Origin of the sequence: Paenibacillus sp. USDA918EY (genome assembly GCF_009870825.1) — a bacterium.
GTDB lineage: Bacteria > Bacillota > Bacilli > Paenibacillales > Paenibacillaceae > Paenibacillus_AQ > Paenibacillus_AQ albilobatus.
Genome location: NZ_WTWY01000001.1, coordinates 20,373 through 35,182, shown reverse-complemented (window position 1 = coordinate 35,182; position 14,810 = coordinate 20,373). Strand labels below are relative to the sequence as shown.

At 51.8% G+C, this 14,810-nt stretch carries 21 protein-coding genes; 6 read left to right on the top strand and 15 right to left on the bottom strand.

Annotated features, from left to right (window positions below; translation table 11 throughout):
* Nucleotides 1-52: 52 nt before the first annotated feature.
* From GQY55_RS00255 to GQY55_RS00235, 5 genes are all read right to left on the bottom strand, one after another.
* Nucleotides 53-1,042, bottom strand: coding sequence for a beta-ketoacyl-ACP synthase III (locus GQY55_RS00255; RefSeq protein ID WP_160037342.1), 990 nt, complete (start codon nucleotides 1,040-1,042; stop codon nucleotides 53-55).
* Entirely contained in the window at nucleotides 1,039-2,049 is a 1,011-nt protein-coding gene (gene plsX / locus GQY55_RS00250) for a phosphate acyltransferase PlsX (protein ID WP_160037341.1), read from the bottom strand. The genes GQY55_RS00255 and plsX overlap by 4 nt, the downstream gene beginning before the upstream one ends.
* Before the next feature lies 1 nt (nucleotide 2,050).
* The gene (gene fapR, locus GQY55_RS00245; protein ID WP_160038407.1) at nucleotides 2,051-2,629 is read right to left on the bottom strand and encodes a transcription factor FapR; all 579 of its coding nucleotides are present in this window, start codon (nucleotides 2,627-2,629) and stop codon (nucleotides 2,051-2,053) included.
* 202 nt (nucleotides 2,630-2,831) lie between these two features.
* The gene (gene rpmF, locus GQY55_RS00240; RefSeq protein ID WP_036645943.1) at nucleotides 2,832-3,005 is read right to left on the bottom strand and encodes a 50S ribosomal protein L32; all 174 of its coding nucleotides are present in this window, start codon (nucleotides 3,003-3,005) and stop codon (nucleotides 2,832-2,834) included.
* Between the two features lie 60 nt (nucleotides 3,006-3,065).
* Entirely contained in the window at nucleotides 3,066-3,575 is a 510-nt protein-coding gene (locus tag GQY55_RS00235; protein WP_160037340.1) for a YceD family protein, read from the bottom strand.
* A gap of 199 nt (nucleotides 3,576-3,774) precedes the next feature.
* Here GQY55_RS00235 and GQY55_RS00230 point away from each other — a divergent pair, with 199 nt between their 5' ends.
* A complete protein-coding gene (locus GQY55_RS00230) occupies nucleotides 3,775-5,013 on the top strand; it encodes a nucleotidyltransferase (protein WP_160037339.1) in 1,239 nt (412 codons plus the stop codon).
* 22 nt (nucleotides 5,014-5,035) lie between these two features.
* Here GQY55_RS00230 and GQY55_RS00225 read toward each other — a convergent pair whose 3' ends face one another.
* On the bottom strand, nucleotides 5,036-6,076 hold the full coding sequence (locus GQY55_RS00225; protein ID WP_160038405.1) for a SepM family pheromone-processing serine protease: 1,041 nt from the start codon (nucleotides 6,074-6,076) through the stop codon (nucleotides 5,036-5,038).
* A 101-nt stretch (nucleotides 6,077-6,177) separates the two neighbouring features.
* On the opposite strand from GQY55_RS00225, the gene GQY55_RS00220 reads away from it, so the two are divergent.
* Nucleotides 6,178-7,398 (top strand): nucleoside recognition domain-containing protein, encoded by a 1,221-nt coding sequence (locus GQY55_RS00220; protein ID WP_160037338.1) that lies wholly within the window; start codon nucleotides 6,178-6,180, stop codon nucleotides 7,396-7,398.
* Here GQY55_RS00220 and coaD read toward each other — a convergent pair.
* Nucleotides 7,395-7,889, bottom strand: coding sequence for a pantetheine-phosphate adenylyltransferase (gene coaD, locus GQY55_RS00215; protein WP_160037337.1), 495 nt, complete (start codon nucleotides 7,887-7,889; stop codon nucleotides 7,395-7,397). The two genes, GQY55_RS00220 and coaD, sit on opposite strands and share 4 nt — an antisense overlap.
* A complete protein-coding gene (gene rsmD / locus GQY55_RS00210) occupies nucleotides 7,873-8,487 on the bottom strand; it encodes a 16S rRNA (guanine(966)-N(2))-methyltransferase RsmD (protein WP_160037336.1) in 615 nt (204 codons plus the stop codon). Before rsmD ends, coaD begins: the two co-directional genes overlap by 17 nt.
* A gap of 489 nt (nucleotides 8,488-8,976) precedes the next feature.
* Between rsmD and GQY55_RS00205 the strand changes: the two genes are divergently transcribed.
* Nucleotides 8,977-9,399 carry a hypothetical protein gene (locus GQY55_RS00205; protein ID WP_160037335.1) on the top strand — a complete coding sequence of 141 codons (423 nt, stop codon included), beginning with the start codon at nucleotides 8,977-8,979 and terminating at the stop codon, nucleotides 9,397-9,399.
* Nucleotides 9,400-9,442: 43 nt separating this feature from the next.
* Here the strand turns inward: GQY55_RS00205 and GQY55_RS00200 are convergent, their stop codons facing one another.
* Nucleotides 9,443-9,775 (bottom strand): YolD-like family protein, encoded by a 333-nt coding sequence (locus tag GQY55_RS00200; RefSeq protein ID WP_160037334.1) that lies wholly within the window; start codon nucleotides 9,773-9,775, stop codon nucleotides 9,443-9,445.
* Nucleotides 9,776-9,888: 113 nt separating this feature from the next.
* A complete protein-coding gene (locus tag GQY55_RS00195) occupies nucleotides 9,889-10,113 on the bottom strand; it encodes a helix-turn-helix domain-containing protein (protein ID WP_160037333.1) in 225 nt (74 codons plus the stop codon).
* Between the two features lie 142 nt (nucleotides 10,114-10,255).
* Between GQY55_RS00195 and GQY55_RS00190 the strand changes: the two genes are divergently transcribed.
* The 3 genes from GQY55_RS00190 to GQY55_RS00180 all read left to right on the top strand — a co-directional run bounded on the left by GQY55_RS00190 (nucleotide 10,256) and on the right by GQY55_RS00180 (nucleotide 11,442).
* Entirely contained in the window at nucleotides 10,256-10,660 is a 405-nt protein-coding gene (locus GQY55_RS00190; RefSeq protein WP_160037332.1) for a hypothetical protein, read from the top strand.
* 72 nt (nucleotides 10,661-10,732) lie between these two features.
* On the top strand, nucleotides 10,733-11,068 hold the full coding sequence (locus tag GQY55_RS00185) for a hypothetical protein (RefSeq protein WP_160037331.1): 336 nt from the start codon (nucleotides 10,733-10,735) through the stop codon (nucleotides 11,066-11,068).
* Between the two features lie 101 nt (nucleotides 11,069-11,169).
* Nucleotides 11,170-11,442 (top strand): hypothetical protein, encoded by a 273-nt coding sequence (locus GQY55_RS00180; protein WP_160037330.1) that lies wholly within the window; start codon nucleotides 11,170-11,172, stop codon nucleotides 11,440-11,442.
* A gap of 448 nt (nucleotides 11,443-11,890) precedes the next feature.
* On the opposite strand, the gene GQY55_RS00175 is transcribed toward GQY55_RS00180, so the two are convergent.
* The 5 genes from GQY55_RS00175 to GQY55_RS30940 form a co-directional block, all read right to left on the bottom strand.
* The gene (locus GQY55_RS00175; RefSeq protein ID WP_160037329.1) at nucleotides 11,891-12,601 is read right to left on the bottom strand and encodes a glycoside hydrolase family 73 protein; all 711 of its coding nucleotides are present in this window, start codon (nucleotides 12,599-12,601) and stop codon (nucleotides 11,891-11,893) included.
* Nucleotides 12,594-13,004 (bottom strand): phage holin family protein, encoded by a 411-nt coding sequence (locus GQY55_RS00170; protein ID WP_160037328.1) that lies wholly within the window; start codon nucleotides 13,002-13,004, stop codon nucleotides 12,594-12,596. Before GQY55_RS00170 ends, GQY55_RS00175 begins: the two co-directional genes overlap by 8 nt.
* A 73-nt stretch (nucleotides 13,005-13,077) precedes the next feature.
* Complete coding sequence (locus GQY55_RS30945; protein ID WP_201452058.1) at nucleotides 13,078-13,218, bottom strand: hypothetical protein; 141 nt, start codon at nucleotides 13,216-13,218, stop codon at nucleotides 13,078-13,080.
* A gap of 19 nt (nucleotides 13,219-13,237) precedes the next feature.
* Nucleotides 13,238-13,621 carry a hypothetical protein gene (locus GQY55_RS00165; protein WP_160037327.1) on the bottom strand — a complete coding sequence of 128 codons (384 nt, stop codon included), beginning with the start codon at nucleotides 13,619-13,621 and terminating at the stop codon, nucleotides 13,238-13,240.
* A 10-nt stretch (nucleotides 13,622-13,631) separates the two neighbouring features.
* Nucleotides 13,632-14,801 carry a tail fiber protein gene (locus tag GQY55_RS30940; protein WP_236575316.1) on the bottom strand — a complete coding sequence of 390 codons (1,170 nt, stop codon included), beginning with the start codon at nucleotides 14,799-14,801 and terminating at the stop codon, nucleotides 13,632-13,634.
* Nucleotides 14,802-14,810: the final 9 nt, after the last annotated feature.

The following is a 14,810-nucleotide window of genomic DNA, read 5'->3' as shown; positions in this document are numbered from 1 at the left end:
CGTATATAGAAACGACACGGGAATTCACGAGTCCCCCGTACGCAGGCGGATCTTACCAAATGAGAACGGAAGCTCCCCAAGTCAATCCGCCGCCGAAGCCGACCATCAGCACGCAGTCGCCTTCCTTGATCCGTCCCTGCTCCGCGGCTTCGACCAAAGCGAGCGGTATCGAAGCCGCGGACGTGTTGGCGTATTTGTCCACGTTAACGACCACCTTGCTCTCGGAAAGCTCCAGCCGCTCCATGGCGGATTGGATGATCCGGATGTTCGCCTGGTGCGGCACGAACAGGTCGATATCCTCTTTGGTTTTGCCCGCTTTCTTGAGTGCGTCCCCCGTAGCGGTGTTCATGACGCGTACGGCAAACTTGAAGACTTCGCGGCCGTTCATGTAAATGTAATGCTTTTTGCCTTCCACCGTTTCGACCGAAGCAGGCATTCTGGAACCTCCGGCTTCGAGCTTAAGCAGGGTGCCTCCCGCACCTTCGGCGCCCAGGTCGAAGGATTGGAACCCGCGCCCTTCAGGCACCTCGCCGAGAATGACGGCCCCCGCTCCGTCCCCGAAAAGCACGCATGTGTTGCGGTCGGTGTAGTCCGTAATGCGGGAAAGGCAATCCGCTCCGATGACCAAAGCATTGTTGTACATGCCCGATCCGATAAAATTGCTTGCCGTCGCAAGGCCGTACACGAAACCGGAGCAGGCCGCGGACAAATCGAATGCGGCCGCTTTTTTCGCCCCAAGCTTATCCTGCAAAATGCACGCGGTGGACGGGAAGAACGTATCCGGCGTAATCGTCGCCACGATAATCAGGTCGAGCTGGTCGGCCGTCATGCCGGCGGATTCCAGCGCTTTTACCGCCGCTTCGTAGCAAAGATCGGAAGTCGCCTGATCGTCCGCCGCGATATGGCGTTCACGGATTCCCGTGCGGGATACGATCCATTCGTCATTGGTGTCCACCATTTTTTCCAGGTCGGCGTTTGTCAAAACCTTCTCGGGCACGTACATTCCCGTGCCGATGATCCCTACTGGCCGCAATGTATTCATATCGTCACTCTCTTCCCGCTAATTTCGTTTGAAATGCTTTCTACCAACTTGTTCCGAAGGGCGATCCGGGCTTGGCGGACCGCGTTTTTGATCGCGTTGCCGTCAGCCGAACCGTGGCTTTTTACGATCAATCCGCTGAGGCCGAGAAGCGGCGCGCCGCCGTGTTCCTTGTAATCCAGCTTTTCCTTCAGCCCGCGCATTTGGGGCATCAGAAGGGCGGCTCCCAGCTTGCTTTTGAAATTGGCCGTGAACTGCTCCTTCAAAAGCTTGAACATCGCTCCCGCCGTGCCTTCGACAGCCTTCAGCAAAATGTTGCCCGCAAAGCCGTCGCACACAAGCACGTCGCAGTTGCCCGTCATGATGTCGCGGGCTTCCACGTTGCCGACGAAATGAATCGGCATCTGCTCAAGCAGCGGGTACGTGTGCTTCGTCAGCTCGTTCCCTTTGCCCGGCTCCGTGCCGACGTTCAGCAGGCCGACGCGCGGCCGCTCGACGCCCATCACCTTTTGTCTGTACAGGCTTCCCATCAAGGCGTACTGAGCGAGGTGCTCGGGTTTGGCGTCCATATTGGCGCCCAAATCCAGCGCCAGGACGCCGGCCCCGTCCAGCGTCGGAATCATCGGGGCAAGGGCCGGCCGTTCGATGCCCTCCATTCTGCCGACGACCAACAGCCCCGTGGTCATCAGCGCCCCGGTGTTGCCGGCCGAAATCATCGCATCGGCCTCTTTTTCCTTTAGCATGCGTCCGGCCACGACCATGGATGCGTCCTTTTTGCGTCGCACCGCCTTGACGGGCTCGTCCTCGGGCTCGATCACTTCGCCCGCATGGCGGACGGTCAGGTTGGAAGGAACCTGGCCGTTCGTTTTATGAAGCAGCGGGTGAAGTTTCGATTCGTCACCCACCAATATGATTTCCGTATCCTTCCACTCGGCAGCTGCGGCCAAAGCCCCTTCAACGTTGCAAGCGGGAGCATTGTCGCCTCCCATGGCGTCAATGGCGATCCGCATACTACATTCCCCCTTCAATGTGATCTTCCCCTGTTGACCTGTAAATGACGAAATTGCCTTGGAACACCATTTCTTCGCCGACATAGGTGAAAACTTCGACCTTGGCTTTTCCCTTGTGTCCGTTCATCGACCTTACATAAGCCTTGGCGATGCATTTCTCGCCGAGATGAACCTGCCGCAAAAAGCGGATGTCCGCCGAGGCGGTCAGCGCGATTTCATCGTTGATCAGGGCCACCGCCAGCGAGTTGGCCTGGGCAAAGACGTAATGGCCGCGCGCTATATGCGTCCGTGAAAAAACGTGCTCTTCCCGGATTTCGAATATGGAGATGCCGCTTTTGTCCAGCTGCAGATCCACAACATCGCCGATCACCTCGTCCAAAGGAAGGGAACGCACTTGGTCGTAGGAATGCTCGGCCATTTGCTTCATGCGCTCCCGAAGTTCGGGAATCCCGAGTTCCATGCGGTCCAGGCGGATCGTTTGAATGCTGACCTTCAGCTCGCGGGTCAACTCGCGATCCGTCACAAACGGATTATCTTCTATGATTTTCAATAACTGCTGATGTCGCTGTTTCTTGGGCAACCGTTCGATCAGAGGCACCTCCTAAGCTCCTTAACTTATCCGGCAATGATTTATTGTTTTTAAAACGGGTTTTTGCAACCGATTCGTCCGATCATTTTAGAACCTGGTACTAAAACAGTATATAGCATGGCAAGCCAAAAAGGAAGAGGAGACAAAAAAAATAGCACCTCACCAAAGATGAAGTACTACTTGATTTCCCGCATTACTGCGAAATAATTTCTCTCGATTTATACGTTCCGCACACTTTGCATACGTGGTGAGCAAGCTTCAATTCTCCGCATTGTTCACATTTCACCATGCCTGGCACCGCCAGTTTAAAGTGAGTACGACGTTTGTCACGACGCGTTTTGGACGTTCTCCGTTGAGGTACTGCCATGTTCCCACCTCCTTATTTCAATCAACCGTCGGCGTCAGCCTCCGGTCATGCTTTGCATACTCATTTAAAAAAATCTTTCAGTGCCGCAAGCCGTGGATCGACCGTTTCGGTATCACAGTCGCAGGCTCCTTCATTCAAGTCCGTTCCGCAATTCGGGCACAGCCCTTTGCAATCTTCCTTGCAAACCGCGGTCATCGGAATATGAAGCACAAATGATTCCTCCACGTACGGAACAAGATCCACTGTCTCATCGTCCACGTAAATGGTATCGTCATCTTCATCCTGAATTTCTTCAGGCGCCTTCACAAGCTTGAACCGCTCGTGGAATGGAATGTTCAGATGCTGATGCACGGGTTTCAAGCAGCGGGAGCAGGCCATGTCCAGCTCTACGGAGAGCTTTCCTTGGACTTCTACCGCATCCTGTCCGACGTAGGCAACCTCCAGTTCCGCCAAAAGCGGCCGGGGTGCTCTTATATCGCCAAGTCCTTGAACTAATCGGCTGACATCCACTTGCTGACGGACCTGCAGCGGCTGGCTGCCGGCTGCCATTTTCTTAAATTGAAAGTGCATAAACATCACTCCAAACAAACAAAAATTATTATACCGATACCTTGGAAGCTTTGTCAATAGTTCGACCTTTACTTTGCCTTATTGGAGTTTCGTTCGCGCGGAACGGTCCATAGGTCCCCATACCGCTTATTGTTGCAGAGACGGCCGTCTTTTATGTTATATTGGACTGGAATGAACAAAGCGGATGGAGTTGAACTTGATGTCTGCCGTCGGAATTATCGTCGAATACAACCCTTTACATAACGGTCATGTCCATCATTTTAACAAAGCCAAGGAAATCACAGGCGCGGAGCACGCCATCGCCGTACTGAGCGGCCCGTTTCTTCAGCGCGGCGAACCGGGCATCGTCAGCAAATTCGCCCGGGCCGAAATGGCTCTGGCGATGGGGGCCGATCTCGTCCTCGAGCTCCCGGCCGCTTACGCCGTGCAGCCTGCGGAATGGTTTGCCTTCGGCGCCGTCTCCCTGCTGCACGCCACGGGCGTCGTGGACAGCCTTTGCTTCGGGACGGAAAGCGGCACGCTTGACCTGCTGCTTCCCCTCGCGCGGATCCTCGCGGAAGAAAGCCCGGAGCTCCAAGAGCGTATCGCATTTCATTTGCGGGACGGAATGAATTATCCCGCCGCATACAGCCGCGCCGCGGCGGAAGCTGCGAACATGCCAGGGGATGAAAGCGATGTGTTGCAGACGCTTCAGCAGCCGAACCACACGCTTGGCCTGCATTACCTGATCGCGCTGAACCGCCTGGGGAGCCCGATCCGCCCGCTCACCATCCCGAGAATCCATGCCGCGTATCATGACGAACAGCCTTCCCATGCGGCGATCGCCAGCGCAACGGCGGTCCGGAAGATGATCGTGGAGCAGGATTTGGCGGCGGCCAGCCCCTATATCCCCGAATCGACGCTCCGCATTCTCGATCGGGAATTCCGTGAGGGACGCGGGCCGGTCACCTGGAATTCCTTCCGCGGGTCGCTGATGCATATCCTCCTGACCGGCGCACCGCAAGACTTGGCCGGTCTGCACGAGGTGACGGAAGGGCTGGAACACCGTCTGCGGCGGCTTCTGTTTACCTTGAAGGAACCGACCGTAGGCGAGCTGCTGCAAGCCCTCAAAACGAAACGTTACACGCATACGAAGCTTCAGCGGATGCTGACGCATATTTTGCTTGGCCACACGAAACGGGAGATGTCCCCCGAAGCGCTTGCCCAAGGACCGGGATATTTGCGCGTCCTGGGCTTTAACGGCCGGGGACGGCAGCTGTTGAAGCGAATGAAGAAGACGGCCTCCCTTCCGGTCATCATCAAGCCGTCTTCCTTCGAGCACCCCCAGCTCACGCTCGATCTCAGGGCTTCGGCGGCATACGCCAATGCGTTTCCGCACCCAACGACACAGAGCATGTTCAGGGATTATCTTGAGGCGCCGATCCGTTATCCCGAATAAGGTTGGATTCCAACCCCCGGCGTCAGGATTTGGCCTGAAGTTTCTCCATATAGCCGATGGCATCCTCCAGCTTTTCCACCGGCACGAGTTTCATGCCGGTTTTTATTTTGTCCGCTTTCGCTTTCGCTTCCGCGTAATTATCCTTCGGAACGAAAAAGATTTCCGCATGTTTCCGGTCGGCGGCGACGATTTTATGCTGAACCCCGCCGATCGGGCCGACGTTGCCGTCCTTGTCGATCGTACCCGTGCCCGCAACCTGGTAACCTTTGGACAAATCACCCTTCGTCAGCTGATTGTAGATTTCCATCGTGAACATCAGGCCGGCGGACGGCCCGCCGACGCGGGTATTTTCGAAATTGACCTGCAGCCCCGGATCCCGGGATACGACTTTTTGCATCGTTGCGATCGTGACGCCAAGCCCCGGACGCGTTTTGTTGGTGTCCTTATCCTTCAGCTCGATCAGCTTCACGTTTTCCTCCAGCGTTTTGCCGCTCCGGATTAATTTGACGGTAACCTGATCCCCCACTTTTTTCGTTTGAAGCAGGTCGGTCAAGCTTTTATTGTCGGTCACCGGTTTCCCGTCGACTTCGGAAAGGCGGTCGCCCGGCTTGAAGTTTTTGCGTGCTTCGTCTCCTTCCGGCGTTGAAAAAATAAACAAATATTGCGGTTCGATGCTGTACGGAACATGTGCTTCATGGTACGCCGCTTCCATGGCCGAGGATTGCGAATCGCTCATCAGATATACCTGCTCCGCGGCATATTCGTCTTCGCTGCGGTCGCCCAATCGCGCCTGTTTTTTGTCGATTTCCGCATTCGGATTAAAGGCCGAAACGACAAGCATGACCAGATTGGCGTAACTCGCCGATACCGTCGTCATCATAAAAGCGCCTTTTTCCTCGGGGTCCCCTTTTTGGACGGAAAGCATCGGCTTGACTTCGTCCGCGCTTCCCGGCTGGTAAATGATATACGGCGTCGGCATGTATACCGTCACGTATACCAGCAGGGCCACCGCAAAAATGTAGAGGATCAGGCGGGCCGATTCCCGTTTTTTCGTGCGCTGCATATTTTTCCCTTCTCTCATTCCATCCTGCTCCCCTGGTCTTATGGTTGTCTTTCCCGCATAGATTGTGTACTAGCTATGTTTACTCAGAAGAGGTGAAAATCATGAAAAAAAAAGCCCCTCTCCGCTTCACGCCCGCTGCCGCCACGGTACTGCTAGGGGCAGGCGCCCTGGCGCTGGTGGCTGCCGTCGTCAGTTCTCCAACACCGGCCTTTCAGGCTTCCCTGCAGGGTCTGCGATTATGGTGGCAGATCGTTTTTCCGGCGCTGCTTCCTTTTCTTGTTTTATCCGAAATATTGATCGCGTACGGCTGGATACATGCCTTGGGCGCATGGCTCGAGCCGCTGATGAAACGACTGTTCGGGCTTCCCGGCGTTGGCGGCTGGGTTTTGGCGATGGGCATGACGACGGGTTATCCCGGAGGAGCCCAATCCGCCCGGCGGCTGTTCGACCAAGGGGAATTAAGCGGTCAGGATGCCAACAGGCTCGCCGCCCTTTCCCATTTTTGCAACCCGATGCTGGTTCTCGTCGTCATCGCGACCGGATTGATGCACGAACCTTCGGCAGGGTATATCGTGCTGGCCGTTCATTGGGCCGCCGGTCTGCTCGCATTTCTTTTGCTCGGACGAAAGCGCCCCGCCGATAGCAAAACCTCGGGAAATGATGCAGGGAATAAAGGCAACCGCAAAGACCGGCGTTCACTGCTCGTCCGCTCCCTTCATGCCGCCAAGGTGGCCCATGCCAAAGACGGCCGCGGATTCGGGAGGCTGCTGGGCGATTCGGTCACGAACGCCGTGCAAACCTTGATGATGATCGGCGGCTATATCATCGTTTTTGCGGTCGTCATCCAAATCGCCAGCCGTTTTCTGCCGTCCGGCCTTCCCGCTTACGTGTTGTCCGGAGCTTTCGAGGTGCATCTCGGAACAAGGGACGCCAGCGCGGCGGTCTTTGCCGCGGATCGCACGCAGTGGTCCGTCATTTCGGCCCTGCTCGGCTTCGGCGGCATCTGCGCCATGCTGCAATCCATGTCGCTGCTGAGAAAGACGGGCATCCGCTGGTTCCGTTTCGCGCTTGTCCGCCTGCTTCACGGCGCGCTCGCTTTCGCGGGCACTTGGTTCGCCTGGCCGCTTCTCCGCTATTTTCCGAAAAACGCGAGCAACGCGTTTAACGGCAACGGAGAGCTTGCGGCCGATTGGAGCGGTTATTTGACGTTATGGAAAATCGTGCCGCAGCTGTTTCAGTGGCAGGGTATGATGCTGGCCGCCATGCTGGTATGCTCGCTTTTGTTCATGCTGCTGCAGCCGTCCCGCAAATTTCCGCGTTAGCCGCCGAATTTCAGGCGCAGCGCATCCTCCACCTCAGGCGGAACCAGATCCTTGACGTCCCCCTGATAGGCTGCGATCTCTCTGACAATGCTCGAGCTTAAATACGAATATTTCGGATTGGTCATCATAAAGACGGTTTCGGCATCCGGATTCAGCTTATGATTGGCGGACGCCATCTGCAGCTCGTATTCGAAATCCGTCACGGAGCGTACCCCGCGCACGATCGCCTGCGCGTTCCGCAGACGCACGTAATTGGCCGTCAGGTCATGAAAGCTGTCCACCTCCACATTGGGCAGGTGGGTCGTTACTTTTCGGATCAAATCCATCCTTTCTTCAAGCGAAAACAGCGGCTGTTTGCTCCGGTTGACCAGCACGGCCACCACCAGAACGTCAAATTGCCTTGCCGCGCGCTGAATGATGTCCAAATGGCCCATCGTGACCGGATCGAAACTTCCCGGATATACCGCGATTCTTTTATTCGTCGAGCTCATTCTCGGCCTCCCCGGCGGCTTCGTCTTCGGACGAGGCCGCATCATGTTCGTCATATTTGTAAATGGAAACCGCCGTTTCCCCGTACACCGCATGCCGGACGCAAGCAAAAGGGCCGAACTCGGCCGGGTATTCGTAACCCGATTCATGTTCGAGAACGATCGTCGCCCCGCTTGCCAGCATGTTTTTTTCGTGCATCGCTTCCATCAGCTTGTCTCCGTTTTTCATCCGGTACGGCGGGTCCAAAAACACGACGTCCAGCACGACCCCGCGCTTCGCGAGCGCTTTGAGCGCCCGTTCCGCCTCATTGCGGTACACTTCGGCCTTTTCCTCCAGCTTGGCGGCCTTCAGGTTGGCCCGGACCGTTTCGATGCTTTTCGGGTCCATGTCGATAAAAATCGCCTTTTCCATCCCCCGGCTCAGCGCCTCGATCGCAAGTCCACCGGTCCCCGCAAACAGATCAAGGGCAACTCCCCCGTCAAAAAATGGACCGATCATGCTGAAAATCGCTTCCTTCACCTTATCCGTCGTCGGACGCGTCCCCATGCCCGGGACTGCCTTCAGCGGCCTTCCTTTGGCGCTCCCCGATACTACTCTCACGTTGTTTCACCCATTTTCGTCGTTAAAAATTCTTTTGTGCGATGCTGTCCATTCAGAAGTTCGCAGCATGCCTTTTTCTGACGAATATCGTACCACAACCAACCCGAATTTGAAAAATGAACCCCTCGGACAATTTTTTTGGAAAGGGATGTATAAAGAGGGCTATAAGGGGAATGCTTTAACTATCGACATCAACGAATGTCGTAGACAACCGCGGAAAGCTTACGTTTCCCCATAAGCTCTTCGTCCGGTTTCTCCTCTCCCATGAAAGGGCGTCCCGAAAGGGGCGCCCGATTTTATTTGCTAAAAACCCTTATATATCAAGCGTTTCAGGAAAATCGTTTTGGGACAACCCACTGAATTGTCCACCTATTGTCCACCAAATAATCCAAAAAGCACTTTACTATTCCTTAATATCACACTTTTATTGTGGTTAAATTTTCCTATCCTTGATAAACTGTTATTGATTTTACATAGGGAGGTCAAATTATGGGGATTTTCGACAAAATGAAAGCCGATCTTAAACAAGCAACTGCGGATGGAAAAGCCATTGGTGCTGGCAAGGCGGTCATGCTCGAATATATAGGCGGACATCCAAAAGTAAAGGCCGGGCGAGTCACATTTACCAAAGGGGACGAACCATATACTCTCTTGGTCTCAGGAAACAAGATCACTGTCACTAAAATGGAGTGGGATGAAAAAGGAAAGCGTAGTGCTGGCAAAGCAGCTGCTGGTGCAATTGTAGGCGGGGTCCTTACGGGCGGTATAGGTTTGCTTGCTGGCGCAGCGATCGGCGGGAGAAGGAAGGATAATTCCCTTGCTGTAATATCTTTTACCGACGGTCCATTTGAAGGTACTATTTACTGCCGCTGCGATCAGAAGGAATATCAAAAACTTGCCGCTTTACTTTGATACGTAAAAAGCCCACCGACCAATTAGGTTAGTGGGCTTTTTTCTAAATATTCGCCTGAATGATATCATCAAATTTTATCCAATCCCAATCGTCGTCGTAACGCAATTTTATTTCCTTTCGAAACATGTTGATCACGGTGACAAATCCGGTCGCCTGTTTATCCTCATATGGGTCATAAAGTTCCAGAGTCACCGGAACATGTCGGTTAAACGAATCCTGTAGCGCCTGGCCGATCTGCTGCCATTCCTGCTCGTCGATCACCGGCTTAGGGCGCGGATCCTTGTGGATCATATATTGGTTGTACGCTTCCCGGTGTTCCGGCAAAATCATCCGAGACGACTCAAATAGCCCGTTTCCTTCCAGTTTTGATGCCATATAGCGACCTCCATTCAAGAACATTTGTTCTTATTATACACAAACATGCGTTCGATATTCAATAAAAAATCCTAACTGCATTTCTGAGTACAAAAAAATACCACTTTGGCTACTTATGCCTCGGTGGTATTTTGGGCGTCTGGGATATGTTCGAGCAAATCATTTGGCTGGACTCCAAAATAATTACACAGCCGATCCAGTACTTCTAAAGACACGTACTCTCCTTTTTCAAACTTCGCCAGCGTTGACGGCCCTATTCCGACCGCCCCACGTAAATCTGTCTTTTTCATATCTCTATCGATCAGCAGCTTAAACAACGGCTTATAAGTAAATGCCATACAATCACACCTTTCTGTATTCCATGTACATAATATAAGATAAAAAGTACATAAAAGCAAATATTTTGTTTGACATAATGTTTTCGATATAGTATATTAAGTACAGGAAGTGAAACATAATAACAAATGGAGGTAATCGAAAATGAAGAAGGTCATGGTAAGAGCTTGGGAAATCGCAAAGGCGGCAGTTGCTAAATTTGGAGGCAAAGCAAAGGAATACTTCTCCCAGGCTCTCACCATGGCGTGGAAGGAGGTGAAAGCAGTAAAGAAGAAGTTTGAACTTGAATTGAAGGCAGACACCAAGAAGACAAAGACATGGGTCGCTGAGATTACGGGTACTCATCCGGTTTACAAACTGGCCAGAAAATTCCTCAACAAGGATTGGGATAACGAGTACGGCGAGAAGGTTTTTCGCCTCAATGACGGGTTTTACGAATTTTTCAACGGCAAGCGCAAGCAGTTGTTTCAAGTCGTGGATGGTGAGTACGTAGAAGTGGATTTGGACAGAGTCCTAGTAGCAGTACAAGAAGAAAGCCGCTCGGTATAAGCGGCTCGGGCGGGAAAAACTTCTCACGGCCTTCCCGCCCTCCATTATAACAAAAATCGGAGGATGATGAGAATGTCTAAAGTAAATGTGTATGAAAATGAGCTTGCACAAGGTCCCGTAATTGCCAGGGTGGAATACAACTCCCATCTTGATTTTTGGAATGGAAGCGATTGGACGGATGGCGGTCTGGGGACGCACCTTGGTATCACGAAACTCCGCGATGGCCGCTACGTCCTGATCCATGGAACTCAATGGGAGGGGCAACGTGATTGGGCGGAGGTCGTGTCGGATGAACGAGCATTACAGGCTATTTTGAGCACTGGCAACGATCATTTGCTCGATGATAAACGATTTAAGCCGCTCAGAGAGTTGGCCGAGAGACAACTGGTAAAAGAGTTAGAGCATTAATTACACAAGCGCATCGGAGGGGTCTCCATTTCCTTCGATGCGTAGATTTAAATTCAAAAAACTGATAGAGTAGGATTATATTAACTACGGAGGTACTACCGATGGGGAGATTATCGATAAGCCAAAGATTGCGTAAGGCAAGTAAACCCGAACTCAAGCAAAAGATCGCCGTAGATTGGTCGGCTGAATGGCAAACAGAATATGAAACTCATGTGAGAAATTTCGAAAAAGCAATCCGTGACAAGGACTTTGACCTTTTGGTGCGAACCCTTGGATGGTTAAAGGCTGATGGAAAAAAGAGATTTGACGCACTTCCACGCGTCCTGTCTGCTCTTGCAGAAGAACATAAAGTTGAATTAGAGGAAGATAACTAAGTATGAACGGACGGTATACGAAGGAATGCGCATATTGTGGGATTGAATTTAAGACTGATACCCAGCATCAACGATATTGCAGACCAACGCATAAGACATACGATTATCGTAGACGTCGGGTGCTCAACGCCGAAAAGCCAATTTGTCCGAAATGCGGAAAGCCCTGGAAGGAGCCAGACATTAAAAGGGGAACAAAGCCGAGTTATTGCGCAGATTGCCAGGAGTATTTTTCCGAAAATTATGAAAAAAAACGCCTGCGGAGTTAAACCCACGGGCGTTTTTTTTGTAATCAATTTTAACCCAGCGCTTGTATAAAAAGCGACAGCGCGGCGGTGCTTCCGATCCGCGCAAGTTAATAATAAATCATTTGGGACAAAATGTAAATATGAAAAAAAAGAACCCTGCCAAGCAGGGCCTTCGCCCTTATAATCCCAAGCGCTTGGGAATTTTATTTCTTTACAGTCATCCCGTTTTCCTTCCGGAAGTTAATCACCAGCTGCCTCCAAAAATCATAACTCCCTGTTTCATCAGCAATATAGGGCTTGTAAAACTTAAATGCGTCCTTAGCCCATTCAGGGCAAGGCATGTTTGCCAGCCCCTTCTGCTCCTTGATCCATTCAGCCTGTTGTTTAACCGTAGATTGCAGCTCTTCAAACATAGCACGTTCTTCTTTTGTCATGGGTCCATCTCCTCCTTCCCGTTTATCGTATTGATGAAGCTTGTACTGCTCGATAATGCTGATCAATTTGGTTGGATAATTCGGATCGGTAGCGTAGCCACCTTTCCATATTTCATGGCAGGCAGTTTTATAATCAGCGTTAAGGACGCCATGATATCGTGTCGGCTTATCCCTGGTCCCCCTCAAAATCAACTTGGAATGATCCGCAATGGACTCATACCAGTTAAAGTAAGCCCTGAAGGCAGCGTTAACCTTGATTGGTTTTCCCTGAACATATTCCGTCGTCGGCATGGTTACACTCCCGGCGGTCCCCTTCCCTTTAATTCCAAAAAGGTTATTTGCTTGCCGGGTTAAACCGCTGCTTCCCCAATTGGATTCAAGCGCAGCTTGGGCAATCGTCAAAGACGCGGGTACTCCGGTCAAAAGCATGTCCTTGACGGCCGAGGGTGCAATCGTTGCTATAAATTCGGATTTAATCACCTTTTTTAAAGCCTCCTTTGCCTTTCAGCACCTCAATTGCCTGCTGGATAACGGGAGGTATGGGAGCGCCCATCTTTCCTCCGTTTTCTATAATCGACAACAGCTCGTTTGCAATATAAAAATAGGCGATAGTGTCCCTAAATAAATGGCTATCACCTAAAACGCCATCAACGAGATGACCAACTGCTACCATGGCGAAGATAAATGCTTTGCGGGCGATCCCGATCAAACCCTTTTTGCTTTTCAGCTCCCCGGACGCTCCTGCCGCTATGACGCCAGTAAAATAATCGATGATAACAAACACAAGCAGTGTGCCCAGAACTCCGGACCACCCGCCAAAAAAATATGTTGCTGCGCTCCCCCCTAATGCTGCGGCCCACTTAATAACTTCCCATCTATCCATGTTCTTCCCCCTTTAAAAGTAATGCCCCCGGATCACTCCGAGGGCAAAATAAAAACGCCTATGCGGCGCTAGTTTATACTGCCGTTCCGGTTACGACTTCGGTGACGACATCTTTAAGGTTATACAATTGCGGTACTTGCTCGACCTTATAAGTCCCGGTCATAACCAAGCTTACCCATACCTTTACAAGCCCGCTGTCCTTGGTAAATTGCATGATCGTTCACCTCCTTTCATCAGGCCGTAGGAGCTGCGGCCATGAGCATGGTCAATTCGGCGACGGCCTGCTTCAATTCCTCCACCTGGTCCGTTAATGGTTTTTGAAATACGGGCTGCTCAGGTTCTGGGTTATTAGGGTCCGGGTAGGAAAATTCAAGTTTTTGGGTCTCCGGATTGACACGAAAACCATTACATGTTGCAAATTCCTCGGCGTATTGCCCAGGTTCCAGTTCTAGGATGATTACCGAATCGGGATCTCGCCCAATCAGATTGTAAAATGCTTGAAAGTCCGACTCGATCGATGGTCGTTCGAAGTCATCTAACACCTTCAAATCTCCTGTGTTGGCCAATATAACACCAGTTGTTTTATCAGCGTATATTCGTCTACCGAATATTTTCATTTCTATCCTCCTAACGCCCATAAGCATAAACTATAATACCTTTTGTTGTATTATTACCATTGCTATAGTACAAATGGATGCCTGTCAATGTTGGATTGGTTAAGTTCCCGTTATATGACATACCTGTTGATAAAGAACCTTCGGGATGTCTTAAATAAAAAGATGAAATGCCTCCATCCCAATTTTCTGAATTCGCGATTAAAAGGACTACCGACCAATTAAAACCAATATTAATGTCAAAATCTACCTTACCGTAAGGCGGTATAGAAATATCTTGCTTATAAAATTTTTTCCCTTCTTGAAGTGTTCCGACCAGTCCTGCAACATTTACTCCTGCTCTTAGATTTGCGGCTGTAAGTCCTGGAACATCGGCAGTGACCCATGTAGAACCGTTAAAGTAGCCGTTTGGCGGACGAATAAAAAATCGATCCCCCGGCCAAACAGTAGACTCGAGTCCGGGTATGTGGGTGTTCTCGGCGCTACGGTTTGGCATCATCCCTGGGGTCCCGGCCACGGTGTTACCAACGAGCAGCGCATTTTGATTAAACTGCACGCCAGCAACCTTGCCCGCCCCGTTATGATAACCTGTTGGGATCGTTTGGTCAGCAGGTCCCGGTGTGATGACCACCGCTCCCTTGTTAGGCATTGATCCTGTCAATCCATTTCCGCTGCCATTCGAAAAAGTCTTTCCTGCTAAGACGTCGGCGGCTGTCGCATTACCTGTTGCCCGAATAACCCCCGCCATTTTTGCAATGAGCTGCGCCCAGGTTTCATTGGTGGATGCCGCTACCCCAATGGAGTTGAGCGCGGCAACCACATTCGCTTTTTGCTCAACTCCAAGCTGCTTTGACGCTAAAGCCTCATCCATGGCCGCCTTTACCGCCTTCGGCGTCGCGGCCATTGCCTCAGACGTGCTGTCTGTGGCGCTGGAAAGCTGCGTGATGCCTTTTTGCGTCAGGGTAGCGTCTGGCACCTTCACCCCGGCCACGGCTTCATCGACATATTGTTTGTCTGCTGCCTTGTTCCGCAGCTCCTCAATGGCTTTAAAAGTCCGGTTCAAAAGCCAGTTCCACCAGCCAGCAGGAGGCCTGTCCTCCACGTCCCAACCTGCTTGCTTTTTGGAGTCTGGCGGTTCGATGCCTTCAGCGTGCCACTCGGGCAGTTTCTCTGTAAATGCCATCGCGTGTTC

What these genes read in the sequence shown, in the direction of transcription:
- GQY55_RS00220 (WP_160037338.1), top strand. Translation starts at nt 6,178, where the DNA reads ATGAAAAAAAAAGCCCCTCTCCGCTTCACGCCCGCTGCCGCCACGGTA.
- GQY55_RS00235 (WP_160037340.1), bottom strand. Translation starts at nt 3,575, where the DNA reads ATGCACTTTCAATTTAAGAAAATGGCAGCCGGCAGCCAGCCGCTGCAG.
- plsX (WP_160037341.1), bottom strand. Translation starts at nt 2,049, where the DNA reads ATGCGGATCGCCATTGACGCCATGGGAGGCGACAATGCTCCCGCTTGC.
- GQY55_RS00255 (WP_160037342.1), bottom strand. Translation starts at nt 1,042, where the DNA reads ATGAATACATTGCGGCCAGTAGGGATCATCGGCACGGGAATGTACGTG.
- GQY55_RS00200 (WP_160037334.1), bottom strand. Translation starts at nt 9,775, where the DNA reads ATGGCATCAAAACTGGAAGGAAACGGGCTATTTGAGTCGTCTCGGATG.
- rpmF (WP_036645943.1), bottom strand. Translation starts at nt 3,005, where the DNA reads ATGGCAGTACCTCAACGGAGAACGTCCAAAACGCGTCGTGACAAACGT.
- coaD (WP_160037337.1), bottom strand. Translation starts at nt 7,889, where the DNA reads ATGAGCTCGACGAATAAAAGAATCGCGGTATATCCGGGAAGTTTCGAT.
- GQY55_RS00225 (WP_160038405.1), bottom strand. Translation starts at nt 6,076, where the DNA reads ATGCAGCGCACGAAAAAACGGGAATCGGCCCGCCTGATCCTCTACATT.
- GQY55_RS00165 (WP_160037327.1), bottom strand. Translation starts at nt 13,621, where the DNA reads ATGAAAATATTCGGTAGACGAATATACGCTGATAAAACAACTGGTGTT.
- GQY55_RS00170 (WP_160037328.1), bottom strand. Translation starts at nt 13,004, where the DNA reads ATGGATAGATGGGAAGTTATTAAGTGGGCCGCAGCATTAGGGGGGAGC.
- GQY55_RS30940 (WP_236575316.1), bottom strand. Translation starts at nt 14,801, where the DNA reads ATGGCATTTACAGAGAAACTGCCCGAGTGGCACGCTGAAGGCATCGAA.
- GQY55_RS00205 (WP_160037335.1), top strand. Translation starts at nt 8,977, where the DNA reads ATGGGGATTTTCGACAAAATGAAAGCCGATCTTAAACAAGCAACTGCG.
- GQY55_RS00190 (WP_160037332.1), top strand. Translation starts at nt 10,256, where the DNA reads ATGAAGAAGGTCATGGTAAGAGCTTGGGAAATCGCAAAGGCGGCAGTT.
- GQY55_RS00185 (WP_160037331.1), top strand. Translation starts at nt 10,733, where the DNA reads ATGTCTAAAGTAAATGTGTATGAAAATGAGCTTGCACAAGGTCCCGTA.
- GQY55_RS00195 (WP_160037333.1), bottom strand. Translation starts at nt 10,113, where the DNA reads ATGGCATTTACTTATAAGCCGTTGTTTAAGCTGCTGATCGATAGAGAT.
- GQY55_RS00180 (WP_160037330.1), top strand. Translation starts at nt 11,170, where the DNA reads ATGGGGAGATTATCGATAAGCCAAAGATTGCGTAAGGCAAGTAAACCC.
- GQY55_RS00230 (WP_160037339.1), top strand. Translation starts at nt 3,775, where the DNA reads ATGTCTGCCGTCGGAATTATCGTCGAATACAACCCTTTACATAACGGT.
- GQY55_RS30945 (WP_201452058.1), bottom strand. Translation starts at nt 13,218, where the DNA reads ATGCAATTTACCAAGGACAGCGGGCTTGTAAAGGTATGGGTAAGCTTG.